Source organism: Nocardia uniformis NBRC 13702, from assembly GCF_001613345.1.
GTDB lineage: Bacteria > Actinomycetota > Actinomycetes > Mycobacteriales > Mycobacteriaceae > Nocardia > Nocardia uniformis.
In genome coordinates this window covers 37,372-55,436 of the sequence record NZ_BDCE01000039.1, presented here as the reverse complement: position 1 = coordinate 55,436, position 18,065 = coordinate 37,372, and the positions used below count along the sequence as shown (strand labels likewise).

The window sequence follows — 18,065 nt, the reverse complement described above, 5'->3', positions numbered from 1 at the left end:
ACTCCAGACTAGGCCGGTGCGCCCAGGTACTCGGACTCGAGCACGAGATCGGCGAACAACGATTGATACTCGACGTGGGTGCGGTGCTCCACGGTCCGCCAGCTGCGTCCATTCTCCCCGCGCATATACGCGAGGTAGGCCGGAGCACCGGGGATCCGCACATTGTCCGCGACTACCACGGTGCCCGGATGCAGCCAGCCGGCCTCCAGAATCGTCTTCAGATCGGGCAGGTACGCCTGCTTGGCGTGATCGATGAAGATGAAATCGACGGTCCCGGGCGTGAATTGGTGCTCGTCGACCAGGCGCTGGACGGTCTCGCCGCCGTCGCCGATCGTCCCCACCACGACGCTCACCCGATCGGCGAGACCGGCGTGCGCGATGATGGCGCGCGCCACCCGCGCGTTGTCGGCACAGAACTCCACCGATACCAACCGCGCGTTCCGGGGGAGTGCACGAGCCATCCGCACCGCGCTGTACCCGCAGTAGGTCCCGAGCTCCAACACCACCTTGGGCCGCGTCCTGGACACCGCGGCGTCGAGGATCAGCCCCTTCTCATCCCCGACATTCACCAACATGCTGCTGTGCCGGGCGAAATCGTCCATGGCGGCCAGCACGGCATCCGGATCTCCGGCCGGTATCCGTGCGAGCACCCGATCCCGCACCGCCGCCTCCCGCCCATCACCGAACTGACCGGTGCGAGCGAAGGTGGGCAACCGAACGGCCGTCTCGACCGCCCGCAGAAGCCACCGAATCGTTGTGCCGCCCATGAGCTCTCCTGTGGGTCGCGGTAACCCGCTATCGCGATTATCCCCGCACCTGAACAGATACCGCCATGCTGATATGCGCATCAAAACATGTGATGACGGACGTGGCACGCATGGATCGACACAGGGGAGTGGCAGGTCAATGCCGCCACGGTGCCGAAGCAGCACCGGCCTCCTGGGTCGTCAGAGGGAGCGAAGCCCCGGAATGTACTTATCCGCAAAGCGGGGGGAGGGGCGTTACGCAGGGGGAATGCGCGAAAGATCCAGTGGTGCTGCAACTCTCGGGGCTCCGACACGGTCATGTCGGAGCCCCGACCATAGCTCTCTTGGCCATGACAATATCTATACGGCAATATGCGCATCTATTTATGAAAGAACTCAACTCTCGAATCGGCAATACACACACCATCAAGACACAAAAAGACGCACAGACAGGAGGGGGTCTGTTCGGGCCCCTCCTGTCTGTGCGGTGAAGAGGGCTACCAGTTGGACGGTTCGTAGTCCTTGAGGAAGACTCCGAAGAGATCGGTGCCGGCCTCGCCCTGGACGATCGGGTCGTATACGCGGGCCGCGCCGTCGACGAGGTCGAGGGGAGCGTGGAACCCTTCCTCAGCGAGGCGGACCTTGGTGAAGTGCGGGCGTTCGTCGGTGATCCAGCCGGTATCGACGGCGGTCATGAGAATGCCGTCGGTTTCGAACATTTCGCGGGCGCTGGTGCGGGTGAGCATATTCAGCGCGGCCTTGGCCATATTGGTGTGCGGGTGGCCGGGGCCCTTGTATCCGCGGCTGAAGACGCCCTCCATGGCGGAGACGTTGACGATGTATTTGCGGCGGGCGGGTGAGGCGGCCAGGGCGGGGCGCAGACGCGAGATCAGCAGGAATGGCGCGGTCGAATTGCAGAGCTGGACTTCGAGCAGTTCGGTCGCGTCGACCTCGGCGACGGTTTGCACCCAGCTGTTGGTGTGGGCGAGGTCGGGTACCAGGCCGCCCGCGTCGATGGCCACGCCGCGCGAAATGCGGTCGGGGGTGGCCGAACCCGCGACGAGGGCGAGTTCGGTGATATCGGCGGCGGTCAGATCGGGAGTGAGTGAGGCTGTGAGTGCGGTGGGGTGTGCCTGCATGGTCTTGCCGAAGGTGACGACGTCGGGTAGTTCACCGGCGGGCAGTGGGCCGTTTTCGGCGTCGACGAGGGCGCTGTAGGAGCCCGCGGAGCGTCGTACGGTCTGGGCCGCGTTATTGATGATGATGTCGAGCGGACCTTGGGCGGCAACGTCATCGGCGAGTGCGACGACCTGGGCGGGGTCGCGCAGGTCGATGCCGACGATGCGCAGCCGGTGTAGCCAGTCGGCGCTGTCGGGTTGGGCGGTGAAGCGGCGGATGGCGTCGTTGGGGAAGCGGGTGGTGATGGTGGTGTGCGCGCCGTCGCGCAGGAGCCGCAGCGCGATGTACATGCCGATTTTGGCGCGTCCGCCGGTGAGCAGGGCGCGGCGGCCGCTGAGGTCGGTGGAGGCGTCGCGTTTGGTGTGGCTCTTGGCGGCGCATTCGGGGCACAGTTGGTGGTAGAAGGCGTCGACACGGGTGTAGCGCTGTTTGCAGATGTAGCAGGGTCGCGCTTTGAGCAGGGTGCCCGCGGAGGCGCCGACGGTGTTGGAGCTGATCAGGATGCCCGCGGTCTCGTCGTCGATGCGATCGGGCGATGCCGTGGCGGTGGCGGACATGACCTGGCGGTCGGCGGTGGCGACGGCTTCGCGGGAGGCCATGCGGCGGCGCTGTTTGAACATTTTGAACAGGTGGCCGACGGCGCGTTGCACGGTGATCGCGTCCGGATGCTCTTTGTCGAGTTGTCCGGCCTGTTCGAGGACGCGCAGGCAGATGGCCAGCTCGTCGGGGTCGATGGCCGTGATGTCGGAGAGTGTTTCCGTGGTGCTGTGTTCGGCCATCGGAGGGTGCGGTGTTCCTTCGTGCGGGGGGTGGTTGACGCTCTATTGTCGCATCGCCCGTGATGAGCGCCGTCGGTGGCTGCTAGAGCGCGGCGACCAGCAGCACGATCGCGAGCACTAGGAGCGGGGTGACGAGGATTGTGACGTTTTTCAGGACGAGGCGACGAGCTATCGTCGGCGTTTTTCGCTGCGCTTGATGTTGGGGTGGTTGGCGTGGGGAGGACGGCCATGGCGAGGGGTGCGGGATGATCGGCGCGGCATACGCTGACCGTGGGGAGATTGTCGCGGTGTAGGTGGGTAGTCGTTTTCCCTTGCCGGGATACCAGGGGCCGTAACGGGCTGTCTTGCAGTACGGCGTGGTGTGCCAGCCGTTCCGGCATAGTGGGTTGTGGCAGGGGAATTTCACGGTCGAGACCTCCATGAGCCGACCTGGAAGTGATGGGTTGCAGGGTAGCGGTGGGGGCCGACAGATTTCGCGATAGTTCAGGGTCTCGATGGCTGACGTGAATGGGTCCCGACCAGTCTGGTCGGGACCCATTCACGTTGTGGTGCAGTCTTATTCGGCTGTGGCTGTGGCTGTGGCTGGTTCGAGTTGGGTGGCGATGTGGTCGTGGGCGAGTTCGCGGGATCGTTCGGCGAGTAGGCCGAGGAGTGTGGCGGGGATTTCGTCGCGTACCGCGATGAGGGCTTCCCATACGACTTCGGGGGTGTCGGGGGTGAGGGCGGAGAGGAATTCTTCGATGTCGTCCATGTCGTCGATGAGTTCGAGGACGCGGGTGCGGCCGTCTTGGTTTTGGGCGAGGGCGATGTCGATGAGGGTGTGGATGTTGTCGCTGCGGGAGGCGGCGAGGAGTCCGGCGAGGAGGTGTTCGCGGGTGAGGTCGCCGATGTAGGCGGCGAGTGTGGGTGTGGCGGTGTCGGGGAGGGCGTCGACGAGGGGGAGTGCGTGGGACCAGAGTTCGTGCTCGGCGGTGCTGGTGATGACAGCGCGGAGGAGGTCGGGTTCCTGCATGACGGGGAGTGTGGCCATGCGGCGGCGGTGTTCGTCGGTCATGGCGAGGGCGAGGGGGAGCATGGCGTGCCAGAGTCCGGCGGTGTCGGCTTCGCGGATGAGTTCGGTGAGGCGGTCGTCGGATTCGGCGGTGACGCGGGCGGCGACGAAGGCGAGTTGTTCCGGTGGCAGGTGTGGTGCGAGGGGGAGTAGGTCGCGCCATTGGCCGTGGTGCAGGGCGGTGTCCATGATGGCGGTGAGGACGGTTTCGTCGTGGACGGCGGGGCGTTCGGCGAAGAGTCGCAGGCTGTCGTGGCTCATGGCGCTGGTGATGGGGAGCAGGGTGGGCCAGGCGTCGAGTTCGCGGACGGCGTTGATGAGGGCGTCGAGGACGTCGCCGCCGAGTCCGGCGGTGATGTCGCCGATCCAGGCGCGGTTGTGGGGTGCGATGGAGTCGAGGAGGTCGATGCCTTCGGACCACATGTGTTGTTCGGCGGCGGCGCGGATGACGCCTGCGACACGGTCGGAGACGATGTGGAGGACGTTGTCGATGGCGGATTTGTTTTCGAGTAGGAAGCCGATGCGGAGCAGGTCGACGTCGCTCATGATGGGTGCGGCGGCGCGGAGTGCGGGTTCTTCGACGACGTGGACGAAGCGGCCCATGGTGATGTGGTCACCGCGGGCGAGGAGTTCGCGGGCGACGTCGGCGACCATGGTGGGTGGTACGGCGCTGATGATGTCGGCGGTGCGGCGTGGGTCGAGTTGGACGGCGCATTCGGCGAGGAAGCGTGCGGGGAGTGCTTTGGCGATGTCGATGGCGCGTCGGGGGTCGACGGTGCTGGCGGTGGCGGCGCAGAGGACGGGTCCGAAGGCGCGTTCGGCGACTTTGGCGCTGATGGAGACGGGGACCATTGTGCTGGCGGCGGCGATGCCTTTGAGGCGTTTGGCGTCGCGGTCGAAGAGGAGGTCGGTGGCGCGTTCGCGGAATTCGCGGAGGGCGGCGGGTGGGAGGTCGACGAGGAAGTCGAGTTCGGTGGCGTCGGTGATGCCGAGGACGCGGGCCAGCTTGGTGGTTTCCGCGACGGCGACGAGGTGTTCGCTCATAGGCCGAGTGCTTTCTTGACGGCCGGGCGCATGAGGCGTGGCACGTAGTCGAGTGAGGTGTCGATGGCGGCGTCGAGGTTGTCGCCGCGTTGGCGCAGTGCGGTCTGGAGCAGCCGGTCGAGTTCGGTGAGTTCGGTGTCGGCGAGTTGGTCGAAGGCGTCGGGGAGTGGTGCTTGGAGGGTGGCGCTGAGTTGGCGTGCTGCGTCTGGCATCGGCATCTTTCCGGTTGTTTCCCGTTCGACGGGCGGTGCGCACCGGTTCGACCCCTGCGCGAACCGGTGCGTACCGCCAGTACGCATTTCGATACTGGCAGTACGGTGATGGTGAAATCAATCCCGCATGGTGTGTGCGGTTTGTGGCATCGGTCACTCGAATACCCGGTAGTTAGTGGGCAAAACAGGCAGGGCTGTGGACGTACTGCCGGTACGTGTAGAGTTCGGTGCGTGGCGCGTATCAGTGTCGGATCTGCCCCGCGCACGATCACCCGTGATGAGATCGTCGATGCCGCGATCCGGGTGATCGATCGGGACGGGCCCCGGCCGAGTATGGATGACATCGCGCGTGAGGCGCGGATGACCAAGCCGCGGCTGTATCGGCAGTTCGCCGATAAGGCCGATCTCTATGCCGAGATCGCCGATCGGACGACGCGGCTGGCGTTCGCCTCGGTCGGCAATGACATGACCCTTATGCTGGCGCCGCCGCGCACCGCGCTGCGGCGGGTGTTCACCGAGTACGTGAATGGGATCCTGGAGCACCCCAACGTTTTTCGCTACCTCGGTCAGGCGCCCATGCTGCAGCAGTCCGATGGCGCGGTCATGCAGGTGGATCTGGGTCGCAATGCCGCGCGCAAGCTCACCAAGATGGCGACCTCGGTGGCGGAGGCGGTGCCGATCGATACCACCGGTATCGAGTATCTGTCGCGGGCGCTGATCGGTGTGGTGGTGTCGGTGACCGATCTGTGGCTGGCCGATTCCGATACCCCGGATGCCGCGCGCACCGCCGAGTACCTCGATCGCACCGTGGAACTGGTGTGGGACCTCATCGACGGGTTCCTGCGCCGCCAGGGCATCCACGCCGATCCGGATATCCCGATCTTCACGACACTGGCCGAGGTGAACCAGCGATCCGAGGACCGCTGATCACCCGTCGACACCCCCGCTCCCAGTCGTTGACATCCTGCCAATAACCCGGCACGCTGGTCTCGACAGCGCCGCACACGCGGCGCGGGGAAAGCAGAGGATAGCGACGATGGCACGGCCCGCATGGAGCGACGACGAAGTCGAAGCGGTACGAGGACTGGCGACCACCTTCTTCGAGAAGGAGGTGATTCCGCACGAGGAGAAGTTCATCGAACAGGGTCACCCCGACCGCGAGCTGTACCGGCGCGCAGGTGAACTGGGACTGCTGTGCGCGGCGATACCGACCGAATACGGCGGTGGCGGCGGCACCTTCGCACACGAGGGCGCCATTATCGAGGCGCAGTGCCACACCGGTGACGGCGCCATGGGAATGCCGGTGCACTCGTCGATCATCGCGCCGTACGTGCACGAGTTCGGATCCGAGGAACTCAAATCGCGGGTGCTGCCCAAGGCGGCCAGCGGTGACATGGTGCTGTCGATCGGGATGACCGAACCGGGCACCGGCTCGGATCTGCAGAACATCAAGACCCGCGCGGTGCGCGAGGGCGACGAATACGTCATCACCGGGTCGAAGATCTTCATCTCCAACGGCTGGCTGTGCGACGGCATCATCATCGCCGCCAAAACCGATCCGAGCCTGGGCGCGGCCGGTGTCTCACTGATCTTCGCCGAGGTCAACGATGAGACCCCCGGCTTCAAGCGCGGCCGCATCCTGTCCAAGATCGGCGGCAAGGGCCAGGACACCGCGGAGCTGTTCTTCGACGGCCTGCGCGTGCCCGCCTCGAATCTGCTGGGCTCGGCCGAAGGCCAGGGCTTCTATCAGATGATGCAGATGCTGGCCCAGGAACGCCTGGTCACCGCGTTGATGGCGGTCTCGATGATGGAGAAGGCGGTCGCGTTGACCGTCGAATACACCAAGGGCCGCGAGGCATTCGGCAAACCGCTGTTCGCCATGCAGAACACCCGCTTCGAACTCGCCGAATGCGCCACCATCACCAAGGTGAGCCGGGTTTTCCTCGACGACTGCATGGTCAAACACGTGGCCGGGGAACTCGATATCCCCACCGCGGCCATGTCGAAGTACTGGCTCACCGACCAACTGGGTATCGTGGTGGATCGTTGTCTGCAGCTGTTCGGCGGCTACGGATACATGACCGAATATCCCATCTCCCAGCTCTACACCGGTGCCCGAGTGCTGCGGATCCTGGCGGGCGCCAACGAGGTGATGAAGGATCTCATTGCCCGCTCACTCTGAGATGGTCGAGTCGACGGACGCCGTGCCCGCCAATGGCGCGGTGTCGATCGATGGTGGCGACGCACCCTCGCGGCGGCGTCGACTCGAACCCGACGAACGCCGTGCCCAAATCCTGGCCTGCGCTATCGACATGTTCGGTGAACGACCCTATGCGGCCGTCTCCACCGCCGAACTGGCGCAGCGGGCCGGGGTGGCGCGCGGACTCATCAACCACTATTTCGGCAATAAGCGCGACCTGTACCTGGCGGTCGTGCGCCGCATGGTGACCCTGCCACGCCCGGACGCGATGACCACGCCCACCGGCGATATCCGCGAACGGGTAGACGCCAGTGTGGCGTGGCTGCTCGACACCATCGGCGAGCACGGCCACACCTGGGTGAAGGTCACCGGCCACGAGGGCATCGGCGACGATCCGGAGGTGCAACGCATCCTCGACGACGCCGATACCGCCGCCGCCGACCGCATGGTGCACATGATGGGCCTCGAGGGTTCCCTGCACAGCGACGAATTGCGGGCACTGGTGCGCTGTTACGGCGGATTGGTGAAGGCGGCCGGCCGGGAATGGATCGTGCGCGGCAGCCTCAGCCGCGAGCAGGTTCACGACCTGCTCGCCGATATGCTGCTCACCCTGGTCACGCAGACGTTCCCGAACGTCCACCGCGGCACCTGAATTCGCGTCACACCTGGATGCGCAGCATATGGTGCGCGCCACGCTGGAACCGGTAGGCCACCTCGCGCAGTTCGGTGCGGTGGCCGTCGGCGTCCAAGTCCGCGCGCAGCCGGTCGAGGAATTCGACCGGCTCGCCGGTGGCCTGCAATACCAGCGGATAGATGCGCACCTCGCGGCGTGCGACCCGGATCAGTTCGGCGAGGGCACGACGATGAAAGTCCTCATCGAACCGATCCGACCAGGTGAACAGCAGATGCGAGCACAGCACCAGGTCGAATTGCCCGGTCGCCACCGGGAGATCGGGCAGCGCACCCGCGATATAGCGGTCGGGCCGGGCGGTCAGGTCCGCGATGAATCGCTCACTGGCCGCGCGGCGCATGGCCCTGCGGTTGGCAATATCTCCGTACCAGGTCCATTCGAACTGGTCGGCGTGCGCATCGATCATGTCATCGCCCTCGCGGATCGCCATGCGGACCCGTTCGGCGACCGCCTCGGGGCCCAGCGCGTAGGCCAGGTCGACGGCGAGGACCTGATCACCGGTCTCGGCGGCGAAACTCGAACCGCCCGAACAGCAGTCGAGTATCCGGCCCGCCATGTCCCGTTCTGACAGGTCGAACATGGCGCGATATTCCGTCGCGGAACGCGATGTCACCAACACGAGTGTTTGTCTATCCGACGGGGTCTCGCCCCGTCCAATCCATTTCGGGGCGTCACCTATCCAGATCTGCTGGCGCAAGATCTCGCGCCATCTCAACCGGAGTGAATCCATCCACGCGCTCAAAGGTGACCTCATCTACGCCTCCGATGTTCGGATGTAGACCTGTGGTGACTCATCTGGCAGGTGCAGGCTCGACGATCGCGGATCGGGGGTCCGGGAACATCTCCGGAATGGGTCAGTGACCCGGCCGCGCGGCGGCGTCCGGGTCGCTGAGAATCGTTCGATATATTGGTGATCCCACCGAATCACACACGCCCCCGAGCGAAGAACATGGGGGCGTGTGTGATTCGGATGCGGAGCAGGCCGCGCGGACCGGCGAGCCTGCCCCTGCCCTGGTCATTCAAGCGAATCCGCTGCCACCTCCGTCACCTCGCCGTAGCGCCTGGGGGAGTTCACATAGAACGGCGGAACGGTCTGCCCTTCGAACATGATCGTCATGATCGGGCCGGTCACGGGTTCGGCCGACACCGGGAGGGACACGTCATGGACGAGTTGCACCGCCGCGCCACAGGCCGCCGCTACGAGCGGCTCGCCGCGCGAGCGGTTCAGCCGCACCGCGGTCCCGCGCACCTGCGAAGGCATGGCGGAGGCCCGCGCGAATGGCCTCCTCGAGAGGGCAAAGCAGCGTCGAAACTGCCTCTCGCAGCACGGAAAACGATCCACCGCCGCCACCACGAGTCCGCCGAAGACGCGAGCCTGGCCGACCTAACCGAGGAATACAGCCTCGGCTGCTCCGCAATCCACCGCATCGCCAGCGGAACTGCTCCGCAGGCTAAGGCCCCGCGCGATTGCCGCTCATGACGTGCGGTTCCTACCGGCAGCTCGGGTCTGTCGGCGGTAGATCGAGACGTGTTGCGGGGATTTGTGATTGATCGGTTCGTAGGTGTAGCTGGCATAGCGTTGTTCGAGCTCGAGGTCGGCCAGTTGTGCCATGAGGTCAAGTTCGGAGGGCCAGCAGAAGCGTTCCTCGACGGGCAGGAACTCGATGCCCTCAGGGCGAAGTGTGGCTTCTTGGAACCTGATCTGTTGGGTGTATCGGTTCACAACAGTGGCGGAGAACCGGAGGCTAGAAGGAGTGAAGTCCCGCAATGTCATCGTTCGCGCGGGGCTGAGTAGTTCCGGGGTGGGGATGAATGCCTCAAGTATGAACCGGCCGTCAGGGGCGAGATGGTCGCTGACGCTGCGGAAGCAGTCGACTTGTCGTTGTTGGTCGGCGAGGTGGAAGAACGAGCTGGATGTGCAGTAGATCAGGCCGAAGGGGCCTGCGACTGGGATGTTGGCCATGTCGCCGTGGTAGGCGGTGAGGGGGATGTCTGTGGCTTTGCTGGTCAGTTGCGCGAGCATCGCCTCGGAGATATCGAGTCCCTCGATCGGATGGCCGCGTCGGGCGATTTCCGTTGCCACGCGGCCGGTTCCGACGCCGAGCTCGAGGATCCGACCGGAGTCGGGTAGATGCTTGATCAGGAACTCTGCTGCTTCGTGCGGACTGTTGGAGGCGTGCCAGTCGTCGTAGGACTCGGCCCAAAGGTCCCATAGTTGGGCTTGTCGTCGCGCATGTTCGCCGTCGTCGTGTATCAATTCTGATCTCTCCCCAGTGCGTGAGCGGCTATGTCGATATGTCAGCTTTGGTTTCGGTGGGTGCGCGGTAGGTGCGGATCGATGGCAGCGCGAGCACGACGAAGGTCGATGCGACGACGATGCCGACACCGGTGATGATGGTGGGGAACGTTCCCGTCCGGTCGCTGACGGGGCCCGCGATGAGGTAGCCGAACGGAATCAAGACCGTCCCGAACAGGATGTCGTAGGACGACACTCGGCTCACTCGGTCGGCCGGGACGAGCCGCTGCAGAGTGCTGTAGAAGCAGACGACGAATACCTCGGTTCCTATGCCCGCAGCGAAGGTCGCGGCCGCTACCGCCCACAGCGGTTGCTCGTAGGCGAGAGCGACGAGCGGTAGCGCTTTGGCAAAGGTGCTGCTCGCAGCGGCGAGCAGGGGACGGCGTGGCTTCCAGGCGAGGATGAGTACGCCGCCGGCCAGCAGCCCGCAGGCCAAGGCGGCGGTGATGATCCCCCAGGCGGCTGGGCCGCCGAGGTTTTGTTGGCTGATGATCGGCCCCAATAGCTGGAAACAGCCGACCCATACTGCGTTGACGAGGGAGTACTGCAGCACTAGCGACCACATCCAGGATCGGGACCAGAACTCGCTCCATCCTTCGGCGAGGTCTGCCCGAAACCGTGAGGGTGGTCGTGGCGGCAGGTCCACGCGCAGGCGAGCCAGCAGCACCGCAGCTAGAGCGAATGATGCCGCATCCCAAGCAATCACCCAGCCCGAGCCGATGAAAGCGACCGCGACGCCACCCACTGCAGGGCCAAGCACTTTGATGCCATTCATGCTCAGACGTAGCAGCGCGTTAGCGTCGTGGAGGCGGTCGGCCTCCACGACCTGGGGGACGATGCCCTGGGAAGCGGGGCCGAAGAACGCTCCCGCCCCGCCGACGACAGCCGCGGCGACGGCGATATGCCAGACGCGGGCGTGACCGGTCACCAACAGCACAGCCAGAACCACTTGCGCCGCAGCGCAAATCCAGTTCGACCACACCATCACCGAGCTCCGGCTGAAACGGTCCGCGACGACTCCACCGACCAGCAGGAACGCGATCAGCGGTGCGTAGCCGACCGCTAACACGACACCAAACGCGGTGGCGGATCCGGTCAGATCCAGGACGGCGAATGCTTGCGCGATTGGTGCGACGGCCGAGCCGGTCAGTGAGATCAGTCGGCCCCAGAACAGAATTCGAAACCTTGGATGAGTCGCAAGTATCCGCGCCCCCGACTTCAACGACATGCTTTGGCAGCATACGCACACCACTCCTCCGCGGAGTCATGCGCTTCGCGTGTATCAGTGGCCTACATCACATTTCAGTGGAGGGGTCGGACTTCTTCCGATTGGAAGTTACTCTCGATAACGAGTGGCGTTGGGGGACCGGCTCTCTCAAGTGCGGATTATGCGAAGCACGCGGAATCTGCACTGCTGCAACAAACATGTCTAGGGGGTGAATGCTTGCGTAACTTAGATGACCGTTCGGCACTACAGCGATTGGTGAAAGACCCGGAGCTGTTCCTCGCAGAGGTTTGGGGGCAACGGTCGGCCCATTACGCAGGAATTATTGACCGGCCGCTAGTACAAATCGCCGACCTCGACGCACTTTTCGCGACTTCATTACTGCGCGTACAGCACTTCCGTCTGGTCCGTGAAGGTCGGTCAATCCCACCATCGGACTACATCAGAACCCCCGGCTCGCAAGGTCCGCCGGAATTGGTGACTGGTGCGGCCACTATTTTCCAGCAGTTCACCGAGGGAACGCCGGACACGGCGAGAATCACGGACCTTATTTGCAGCGGCGCAACGCTGATCATGCAAGGAATGCACCGATTCCTTCCCACGCTCGGATCCTTCTGCGAAAGTCTCACACAAGAACTCGGGCACGTCTGCCAGGCGAACATCTATGTGACGCCGCCAGGTGAGCAGGGGCTGACACCGCACACCGACCCGCACAACGCGTTCGTAGTTCAGGCCTTCGGCAGCAAGCAATGGCTGTTGCGTGACGGCGACTCGGAATCCGAGCTGACTGTTCACCCCGGCGATGTGCTGTATCTGACGAAAGACACTGTGCACTCCGCACGTTCGACTGCCGATCATATCTCCGGCCACATCACCATCGGTGTGCGCGCCACCAGCTGGAACACCCTCGTCAAGACCCACACGGCAGCACTGATCGACGAGCTCGCCGGCCAGATCGGCGCCGGGGACCTCCCAGCTGGATGGCCATCGACACCAGAGCGTGCCGACCAGCAACTGGCACAACTCCTCACTCGCCTGAGCCAGATGCTGGCCACCACAGAGACCAGCCAGGTCATGGACCAGCATCTCGACACTTTGCGACGACGCGGCAACCGGGCCGCCGTCATTGGCTCGATCCACTCGCACACGTCACCGAGGAGCAATCACGATGACGACATGGGCTGACAACGGCCACGTCAGGCTCGATTCCATCATCGACGAATCGACCTGGGATGCACTCGAATCCGAGGCACGCGGCCTGTACCCGCAGGCGCAGCAGGACAGCCTGCCGAGTATTCGGACGTTCCGTGACGGCAGCTTCTGTTCGCCGGCTCGATTCAGCAGTCACAAAGGTGGTCCGGTCTTCCGCTCGGTAATGCAGTCGCGGGAGGTGCTCGCGGCGGTGCGCGAGGCAACCCAACTGCCGCGTCTGGTGCCCGTCCGCTGCGGTTACAACTTCTATCGGCGCGGCGATTTCCTGGGCCCGCACCGGGACTCGGTCAAGGCAACGGTCACCGTGCTGGTCGGATTGACCGACAATCTGGGTCAAATGGGGTGGGCACCGGATCACCGGCAATCCACCAATGACGACGTCATCACAATGATCAGCGAAGAGGACCTGTTCGTCTCGCTGCCGAGCCAAGGCATGCCCATCACTCACCGCAGTGCGCAGGCCTTCGACGGATACAACATCCCACACTGGCGTATGCCGTTCGACCACGAACTGGGAATCCTGGGAACGTTCTGCTATTTCGATCTATAACGAGAGACGATGGGGGTGGCGTTTTGTCCGATGCCGTGCATCAGACATGGATCGACTCCGGATTTATCGAGCTGCCCGATTTCCTCGATTCCCAGACCTGGGATTCGATCGAAGCCGAGGCGCACTCACTGGAGCCGGATGCGTTCGATCGACTGAACGAGAATGAACAATTCGACGACCGACGAGACGGAAGTCTGGTGTCGCCGCAACGATGCCGGGCACATCTGGCTGGGCCCGCCCTGCGAGAAATAGCGATCTCCCGTGAATTCAATCGACTCGTCTCAGCGGCGACCGGTCTGCGAGGATTGGTACCGGCCCGACTCGGCTACAAGTACTACACTCACGGCGACTTCATGGCGGTCCATCGCGACGACGTGAAATGCGCTGTGACAGTAAGCTTCGGCGTTACCTCGAACCTCGACTACATGGGATGGATGCCGTCGCTGCGCGGCGAGTCCAACGCGACGGTCATCGAGCACGCCCGCCGCGAGGGATATTTCCCGGCGTCGGGACAGCGATTCGACATCCTGCACCGCAAGATGCGCGGATTCGACGGGTACAACATTCCCCATTGGCGGCCACCGTTCGATCGGCAACTCGGCATCCTCGGGTTCGTCTGCTTCGTCGACCTCAATTGACCCCACAGACCCGCACGGCATTCGCCGTGTAATCCGCTCGACAGGCGAAGGGAGGTGACCCCATGCCCAAGCACATCGACACCAAGGCTCCAGCCGATGACGCCGACGTCCATGATTTCGTGATGGACCTGTTCAACGAAGGCCTCGTGCCCGCCATCGTCATGCACGATTCGGCCGTGCCGGACTTTGTGGGCTGACCACAGTAAGTGGTGGCGGGGTGCTCCACATGGCCCCGCCACCGCGGCAAGGAAGCGGATTCGTGCACAAGACGTACTTTCGCGGCACTCACCGGGTGCGCCACCCCGAAGCCACATGGGCTGCCATCGCACCTCACATACACGAGTACGGCATCAGTCGACTCGCGAACGTCACCGACCTCGATATCGTGGGGATCCCGGTCTACATGGCCGTGCGGCCGATGGCGCGCACGTTGACTGTCGCGCAGGGAAAGGGAGCAGATCCCTTGGCGGCCAAGGTCTCTGCGGCCATGGAAGCGATCGAGATGTGGCACGCCGAACACGCGGTACCTGACGCTACCGCCACCGCGGTGCCCGCCACTGAGCTGCACTTGCCCTACCGGGTGTCGGATCTGGCCACCACGGTGCGCGGAATCGGCACCGACTCAATGGTATTGGACTGGATTCCGGCCACTGACTTTTCGCGTGACCTATCGACCTATGTGCCGCGTTCTGCGGTCGTCATGGACTGGCGACCACCACCACGCTGGACACCGCTGGCGCTCCCGAGCACCAGCAACGGCCTCGCCTCAGGAAATACGCGCGCCGAAGCATGCATCCACGCAATGCTCGAGGTCATCGAGCGTGATTGCACTGCACAGCTGAGCCTGATCCCACAACGAGAGCGCACACGAATCAACCCCGCCACGGTGACCGATCCCACTGTGGTTGACCTGATTGGTAAGTTACGCGCCGCGGGTGCATGGTTCGAACTCGTTATTGCAGCCACTCAGTGGCCAGTCTGGTGCTTCGCCTGCTATCTATGGCTGCCCGATGCCCCGGTTATAGCCGCAGGTTCCGGTGCTCACACCGATCCCGGAGTCGCGCTGTCGCGTGCGATCACCGAGGCGGCCCAGAGCCGCCTCACAACCATCGTCGGTACCCGCGACGACATCAACCCCAAGTCCTACACACGATCTGCGGCACCATTGCACCCACCCGAAGACCCCGATGATCAGTCGACATTGCTGTCCTGGCAGACGATGATCGACTCCGGACCCGTTCATCGGTTCAACGACGACCACACCGAGGCCGCCTGGCTGGCTGCCCTGATAGCGGATAACTCGGGCCATTCCCCCCTGATCGTTGATCTGGCGGACGGCAGTGATTTCGCCGTCGTGAAGGTCCTGTGCCCGAACTTGCAGTTCCGCACCCGCCACCAGATTCCACGGCCCGGTGCCGCATGACCAAGCCCCTCACCCACGTGGCGCTCCAGCGTCTACACGTCACCTGCGGGCCGACGATCTCAACGAGCGAAGTCCACGCCGTTTGCCCCGAAGCCATCGTTCACCCACCCATCCAGCACGGCGACCTCTACCGAATCGGACTCGAACCCGGCGACCGCATCCTCATCATCGACGGGCTGTTCCATCAGACCGCACCGATCCGGCACAAAGAAATCCTCGACATGATCGCGCAGGGTGTCCAGGTCGTTGGGTCCAGCAGTATGGGGGCGCTACGCGCTGCAGAACTCCACACGCACGGAATGCACGGTGTCGGGCGCATTTTCGAGTTGTTCGCTGGCGGAGCCATCGACAACGACGATGCGGTAGCCGTGGTCCACCTCGAAAGCGACGACGAGTTCCGGGCACTGAGCGAGCCACTGGTCAACTTCCGTTTCGCGCTCGAGGACGCCGCCCTCGCAGGAGTGATCGACCATCGTTCCGCAGCGGCGATCCTCGAGCTGATACAGGACCTCGACTACCCCGGCCGTACTTGGAGGAACGTCTATCGGCTGCTGGAGAGAGAAGGGCGTCGCGAGCTGGCCGGCCAGTACACGGCCGTAACGACCTGGCTTGCCGAGCATCCCGCATCAGCCAACACCAAGAAGGCCGACGCACTCCACGCCCTGGACGAACTGACTCGCGAATCTCATTCCACGACAGTGCCCGTCAACGATCGATGGGCTACCAGCTTCGTTCACGGCTGGCGAAATCGCTTCCGTCCGTTGACAACCCAGCCCGATGAGACACTCACCGTCCTCGCTGGGTTGCACTACTGCCAGCTCTACGATGGCGAGTTCCTCCCACTGTGGCGCAAAGTTGTCCTGGCTCACATAGCCGGGGCAACGACGACTGACCTACCTGACGATGAGCTTCTCGGAGCTGCCGATGCCGAAATCGTCAGGCACGGGATCTGTTTGAGCGACCTTACCCCGCAACAACGCAGTCAATGGTTAACCCCAGATGAGCAAAGCAGCCTCGATACGGAGACTCAACTCCGCCTCCTTGTGATACGTTCCGCCCCGCTCACGCCCTCCCAGATGGACCTGTCCTCCCCGTTGGCAACAGTCCTGCTTGACCTCGCTCATCGAGGCGCCGCTGAAGCACGCGCCGTTCAACAAATCAGCACATCACTGCTACCGGCCGGACTGACCGTCGACCACATCTCGGACCAACACCTGGTGACCAGCCTCGACAACGAATGGTCACTCGCTACGCCGACACCTCAGCACCGCGATATCGCTGCTCGACAACGGGGATTTCTCTCGTTCGAGCACGCCAAAGACGCCAGCCGTCACTTCATTCCCGGGCGACTCCGTCGAGTACGGAAGGTTTTTCCAACCTCGTCGAGTTCGGTTCTCTCCCCGTGATCGCGGTGCACCTGTCGGCGGCAGCGGCCGTCAGTCGTCCGCAGTGTCGGGGTCGCGCAGTGGGCGGTGGGTTCCGCCGAGATCAGGCAGGTGAAAGGCATGGTGCCCGTCAATGCCGATGTGGCCGGGGATGAACGCCGACAGTCGGGCGGCGTCCTCCTCTCGCACCGGATAGTCTTGTGCGCGAAGCTGTTCCAGTGCGCGGTCGCTGTAGACGGTATTCCATAACACGAGACAGTTGAGCACCAGGCCCTGCGCGGAGAGTTGGTCTTCCATGCCCTCGTTGCTCTGTGGTGACCTTCGGACCGGCCGGGCGAGTGAGGTCGATGAATTGGCTGCGTGAAGTGCACTATGCGCCGAACGCGAGCTACCGGACTTGCGCACCGACGACGACGTACGCCTATGGCATCGACTAATCGTCGAAGAGCGGGTTCGCCGCTAACAGGACCTGAAGACCTCGTGGGTGTATCCCATCGGTGCGGTCACCTTCGCAGTGTTCGCGCTCATCGGTATCGGCAGCAGTGTTGGACCGGCCCCACAGGTGATCTACTTGGTTGTCGCGGCCTTGTTCACGCTCGTTTTCTTCCGCATCCGATCGGTGAATCCACACATCCTTGCCGCCCTGGACGTGCTCGCCCAGGGGGGAACTCGGCGCGACTACGACCGTCGCATCCAACAAAACTGACCATGGTCGCTGAGGTTGTACTACTCAGCTGGGTGATTTATCGGTTAATCACTCCCTAAGTGTCCGCCGCTTTTCTGGGGCCGAAGACTGACTGTTTTGGCGATCAGCCTGGCTAGCGGTTCGTGTGAGTCACGGCTCAGGTGTATTCCGTCATGTCCTGGGCACGCGACGGTGGCTGCGTCTACGAACAGCGCATTACTTTTGTCGGCGACACTGTGTATTGCCGCGCCGAGTTTGCGTGATTTGCCTACGGAGTCAGCACTGTATTCCGAACTGTTCTCGGCAAATCCAGGCTTGCTGGCATCGAGATGGATGGGGCTGACCAACAGGGTTGTAGGCACTTCGCCCGTGCGGGTCCATGCCGTGCTCTCGATGTTGTCGATGTAACCGTCCAGCGCGGTGGCGATGTCCTCTGGCCCTCGGTCAAACCTAGTTTTGAGATCATTTGTCCCCAGCATGATGACCACTATGTCCAGAGGTGAATGGCTGCGGAGGCAGGGCTGGAAGTAGGTTCGGCCATTGCGATCATTTCGCTCTGGGTCGTCCAAATCAGCGGTGCGACCTCCGAGACCCTCCTCGATAACGTAGTACCCGTTACCCAAAATCTCTTGTAGCCGACCAGTCCAACGAACGTCAGCGGGCCACCGGCCACTCCCTTCCGAACGTTGGCCGAAAGTGTTGGAATCGCCAAAACACAAGACGGTAAACGCGGATGGGTTAACGATCAT

The 18,065-nt window shown here is 63.5% G+C and carries 20 protein-coding genes; 10 read left to right on the top strand and 10 right to left on the bottom strand.

Annotated elements, in window-relative coordinates:
- Nucleotides 1-8: 8 nt before the first annotated feature.
- The 4 genes from NU1_RS11075 to NU1_RS11060 form a co-directional block, all read right to left on the bottom strand.
- Entirely contained in the window at nucleotides 9-767 is a 759-nt protein-coding gene (locus tag NU1_RS11075; protein WP_067520007.1) for an O-methyltransferase, read from the bottom strand.
- 476 nt (nucleotides 768-1,243) lie between these two features.
- On the bottom strand, nucleotides 1,244-2,704 hold the full coding sequence (locus NU1_RS11070) for an SDR family NAD(P)-dependent oxidoreductase (protein ID WP_067520006.1): 1,461 nt from the start codon (nucleotides 2,702-2,704) through the stop codon (nucleotides 1,244-1,246).
- Nucleotides 2,705-3,260: 556 nt separating this feature from the next.
- Complete coding sequence (locus NU1_RS11065; RefSeq protein WP_067520005.1) at nucleotides 3,261-4,799, bottom strand: hypothetical protein; 1,539 nt, start codon at nucleotides 4,797-4,799, stop codon at nucleotides 3,261-3,263.
- Complete coding sequence (locus NU1_RS11060) at nucleotides 4,796-5,011, bottom strand: hypothetical protein (RefSeq protein ID WP_067520129.1); 216 nt, start codon at nucleotides 5,009-5,011, stop codon at nucleotides 4,796-4,798. The genes NU1_RS11065 and NU1_RS11060 overlap by 4 nt, the downstream gene beginning before the upstream one ends.
- Before the next feature lie 231 nt (nucleotides 5,012-5,242).
- Here NU1_RS11060 and NU1_RS11055 point away from each other — a divergent pair, with 231 nt between their 5' ends.
- From NU1_RS11055 to NU1_RS11045, 3 genes are all read left to right on the top strand, one after another.
- Complete coding sequence (locus NU1_RS11055) at nucleotides 5,243-5,938, top strand: TetR/AcrR family transcriptional regulator (RefSeq protein ID WP_067520003.1); 696 nt, start codon at nucleotides 5,243-5,245, stop codon at nucleotides 5,936-5,938.
- A gap of 109 nt (nucleotides 5,939-6,047) precedes the next feature.
- Complete coding sequence (locus tag NU1_RS11050; RefSeq protein ID WP_067520001.1) at nucleotides 6,048-7,193, top strand: acyl-CoA dehydrogenase family protein; 1,146 nt, start codon at nucleotides 6,048-6,050, stop codon at nucleotides 7,191-7,193.
- 1 nt (nucleotide 7,194) lies between these two features.
- A complete protein-coding gene (locus NU1_RS11045; RefSeq protein WP_084521177.1) occupies nucleotides 7,195-7,863 on the top strand; it encodes a TetR/AcrR family transcriptional regulator in 669 nt (222 codons plus the stop codon).
- 7 nt (nucleotides 7,864-7,870) lie between these two features.
- On the opposite strand, the gene NU1_RS11040 is transcribed toward NU1_RS11045, so the two are convergent.
- From NU1_RS11040 to NU1_RS11025, 4 genes are all read right to left on the bottom strand, one after another.
- Nucleotides 7,871-8,482 carry a methyltransferase domain-containing protein gene (locus NU1_RS11040; RefSeq protein ID WP_212761189.1) on the bottom strand — a complete coding sequence of 204 codons (612 nt, stop codon included), beginning with the start codon at nucleotides 8,480-8,482 and terminating at the stop codon, nucleotides 7,871-7,873.
- A gap of 435 nt (nucleotides 8,483-8,917) precedes the next feature.
- Entirely contained in the window at nucleotides 8,918-9,163 is a 246-nt protein-coding gene (locus NU1_RS41295) for a hypothetical protein (RefSeq protein WP_067519996.1), read from the bottom strand.
- Between the two features lie 213 nt (nucleotides 9,164-9,376).
- Entirely contained in the window at nucleotides 9,377-10,288 is a 912-nt protein-coding gene (locus NU1_RS11030) for a class I SAM-dependent DNA methyltransferase (protein WP_084521192.1), read from the bottom strand.
- On the bottom strand, nucleotides 10,188-11,426 hold the full coding sequence (locus NU1_RS11025; protein WP_067519994.1) for an MFS transporter: 1,239 nt from the start codon (nucleotides 11,424-11,426) through the stop codon (nucleotides 10,188-10,190). The genes NU1_RS11030 and NU1_RS11025 overlap by 101 nt, the downstream gene beginning before the upstream one ends.
- A 216-nt stretch (nucleotides 11,427-11,642) precedes the next feature.
- Between NU1_RS11025 and NU1_RS40240 the strand changes: the two genes are divergently transcribed.
- The 6 genes from NU1_RS40240 (at nucleotide 11,643) to NU1_RS11000 (ending at nucleotide 16,652) form a co-directional block, all read left to right on the top strand.
- The gene (locus NU1_RS40240; RefSeq protein WP_169815037.1) at nucleotides 11,643-12,608 is read left to right on the top strand and encodes a JmjC domain-containing protein; all 966 of its coding nucleotides are present in this window, start codon (nucleotides 11,643-11,645) and stop codon (nucleotides 12,606-12,608) included.
- Nucleotides 12,592-13,185 carry a transglutaminase-like domain-containing protein gene (locus NU1_RS11015; RefSeq protein WP_067519992.1) on the top strand — a complete coding sequence of 198 codons (594 nt, stop codon included), beginning with the start codon at nucleotides 12,592-12,594 and terminating at the stop codon, nucleotides 13,183-13,185. The genes NU1_RS40240 and NU1_RS11015 overlap by 17 nt, the downstream gene beginning before the upstream one ends.
- A gap of 23 nt (nucleotides 13,186-13,208) precedes the next feature.
- Nucleotides 13,209-13,823: a hypothetical protein gene (locus NU1_RS11010; RefSeq protein WP_067519991.1), complete on the top strand. Its 615-nt coding sequence runs from the start codon at nucleotides 13,209-13,211 to the stop codon at nucleotides 13,821-13,823.
- 62 nt (nucleotides 13,824-13,885) lie between these two features.
- Complete coding sequence (locus tag NU1_RS43760) at nucleotides 13,886-14,020, top strand: hypothetical protein (protein ID WP_281221097.1); 135 nt, start codon at nucleotides 13,886-13,888, stop codon at nucleotides 14,018-14,020.
- A gap of 29 nt (nucleotides 14,021-14,049) precedes the next feature.
- A complete protein-coding gene (locus NU1_RS11005; RefSeq protein WP_067519990.1) occupies nucleotides 14,050-15,246 on the top strand; it encodes a YcaO-like family protein in 1,197 nt (398 codons plus the stop codon).
- Nucleotides 15,243-16,652, top strand: coding sequence for a TfuA-like protein (locus tag NU1_RS11000; RefSeq protein ID WP_067519988.1), 1,410 nt, complete (start codon nucleotides 15,243-15,245; stop codon nucleotides 16,650-16,652). Before NU1_RS11005 ends, NU1_RS11000 begins: the two co-directional genes overlap by 4 nt.
- 30 nt (nucleotides 16,653-16,682) lie before the next feature.
- On the opposite strand, the gene NU1_RS10995 is transcribed toward NU1_RS11000, so the two are convergent.
- A complete protein-coding gene (locus NU1_RS10995; RefSeq protein ID WP_245720056.1) occupies nucleotides 16,683-17,036 on the bottom strand; it encodes a Tn3 family transposase in 354 nt (117 codons plus the stop codon).
- Between the two features lie 109 nt (nucleotides 17,037-17,145).
- Here NU1_RS10995 and NU1_RS10990 point away from each other — a divergent pair, with 109 nt between their 5' ends.
- Complete coding sequence (locus NU1_RS10990; protein ID WP_157552096.1) at nucleotides 17,146-17,337, top strand: hypothetical protein; 192 nt, start codon at nucleotides 17,146-17,148, stop codon at nucleotides 17,335-17,337.
- A gap of 44 nt (nucleotides 17,338-17,381) precedes the next feature.
- Here the strand turns inward: NU1_RS10990 and NU1_RS40235 are convergent, their stop codons facing one another.
- Complete coding sequence (locus NU1_RS40235; protein WP_084521191.1) at nucleotides 17,382-18,065, bottom strand: GDSL-type esterase/lipase family protein; 684 nt, start codon at nucleotides 18,063-18,065, stop codon at nucleotides 17,382-17,384.